Source organism: Candidatus Pelagibacter communis (assembly GCF_001179985.1).
GTDB lineage: Bacteria > Pseudomonadota > Alphaproteobacteria > Pelagibacterales > Pelagibacteraceae > Pelagibacter > Pelagibacter ubique_J.
The window spans coordinates 1-1349 of record NZ_CVSI01000020.1 but is presented as its reverse complement, the minus strand read 5'-3'; the positions used below and the strand labels follow the sequence as shown (position 1 = coordinate 1349).

The 1349-nt window shown below is 27.3% G+C and carries 3 protein-coding genes; 1 reads left to right on the top strand and 2 read right to left on the bottom strand.

Annotation, left to right across the window (positions count from 1 at the left end; genetic code table 11):
• The first annotated feature begins 13 nt into the window (after nucleotides 1-13).
• The gene (locus tag AMN80_RS00970; RefSeq protein WP_425304126.1) at nucleotides 14-616 is read left to right on the top strand and encodes a Bax inhibitor-1/YccA family protein; all 603 of its coding nucleotides are present in this window, start codon (nucleotides 14-16) and stop codon (nucleotides 614-616) included.
• Nucleotide 617: 1 nt separating this feature from the next.
• Here AMN80_RS00970 and AMN80_RS00965 read toward each other — a convergent pair whose 3' ends face one another.
• Together AMN80_RS00965 and AMN80_RS00960 are read right to left on the bottom strand one after the other, a co-directional pair.
• Nucleotides 618-956 carry a DUF2794 domain-containing protein gene (locus AMN80_RS00965; RefSeq protein WP_075520162.1) on the bottom strand — a complete coding sequence of 113 codons (339 nt, stop codon included), beginning with the start codon at nucleotides 954-956 and terminating at the stop codon, nucleotides 618-620.
• The coding region (locus tag AMN80_RS00960; RefSeq protein ID WP_075520161.1) for an inner membrane-spanning protein YciB at nucleotides 949-1349 on the bottom strand (401 nt) is incomplete at its 5' end. The genes AMN80_RS00960 and AMN80_RS00965, both read right to left, overlap by 8 nt.

Here is a 1349-nt window from a genome sequence, read left to right as displayed (position 1 = left end):
TTTATCATTTAAAATGTCTGTAGTTACTGACAGTGCTGGAATAATCACAGGACTTACAAGTTTTGGGAATGCTATATTTAATTCAGGTTTGAAATGGTTAATTATGTTAGCTCCATTAGGTATTGTTTTTTATATGAGCTTTGGAATTAACAAAATGAGTTCAGCTAAGGCACAAACCGTATTTTGGATATTTGCTTCATTAATGGGACTATCTTTGTCTTGGATACTTTTAGTTTACACAGGAGTAAGTGTAGCAAGAGTATTCTTCATCACCTCAGCAACATTCGGAGCAATGAGTATTTACGGATATACAACTAAAAGAGATTTAACAAAATTAGGTTCATTTTTAATGATGGGTCTAATTGGAATAATTATCGCTTCATTAGTTAATATATTTTTAAAATCTGCGATGATGTATTTTGTTGTATCAATATTGGGTGTTCTAATATTTGTAGGTTTGACCGCCTATGACACTCAGAAAATTAAGAATATGTATTCGGCAAGTGATACAATTGAAATTTCTGGCAAAAAAGCAATAATGGGAGCTTTAACGCTTTATCTTGATTTCATTAATCTATTTATAATGTTATTAAGACTTTTTGGTCAAAGAAGATAAACTAAATTTTTTTCCAATCTATATCCTTTAATAATTTTTCCAAGTTATCAGAATTTTTTATTATATGGTTTTTATTATCTGTAATTAAATATTTAAGATTTTTATTAGAGGGCTTGAAGTTTTTGCTAATATTATAAACAGCATTATCAGCAGCATTTTTAAATACACTAAAACTTACTCTCTTAGAGGAAATATTAAGACCATAATCTTTCCAAGATCCCTTAGAAACCATTTTAGCATATAAATCCAAAATATTCTTTAACTCTTTTTTTTCAAAAAAAAGTTTATTTTCTTTTTTTTTGTAAGAATTATCGACTACAAGTTTTAAATTTCTATTCATTTAATTTATATTTATTTATTAAAGGGATTTGAAATGCTGTAAATATTATTGTAATTGGCAACATCCCCCATACTTTAAAATTTACCCAAAATTCCTCTGATTGTGTTCTCCAAATAAACTCATTTAATATTGCTAAAAAAATGAAAAAAAACATCCACCTAGTATTAAGTTTCCCCCATCCCTCATCGTTTAATGGCACGGTTTTACCTAAAATTTTTTTTAAAATTGGTTCTTGAGTAAAATATTTTCCAAAGAATAGAGCAAGAGCGAATATTATATTTATAATTGTAGGCTTCATATATATGAAAATTGGGTCTTTGAAATAAATTGTAAGTCCACCAAAAAACGTTATCAATATTCCACCCAAAAGAGGAACAAAAGGTATTTTTTTTT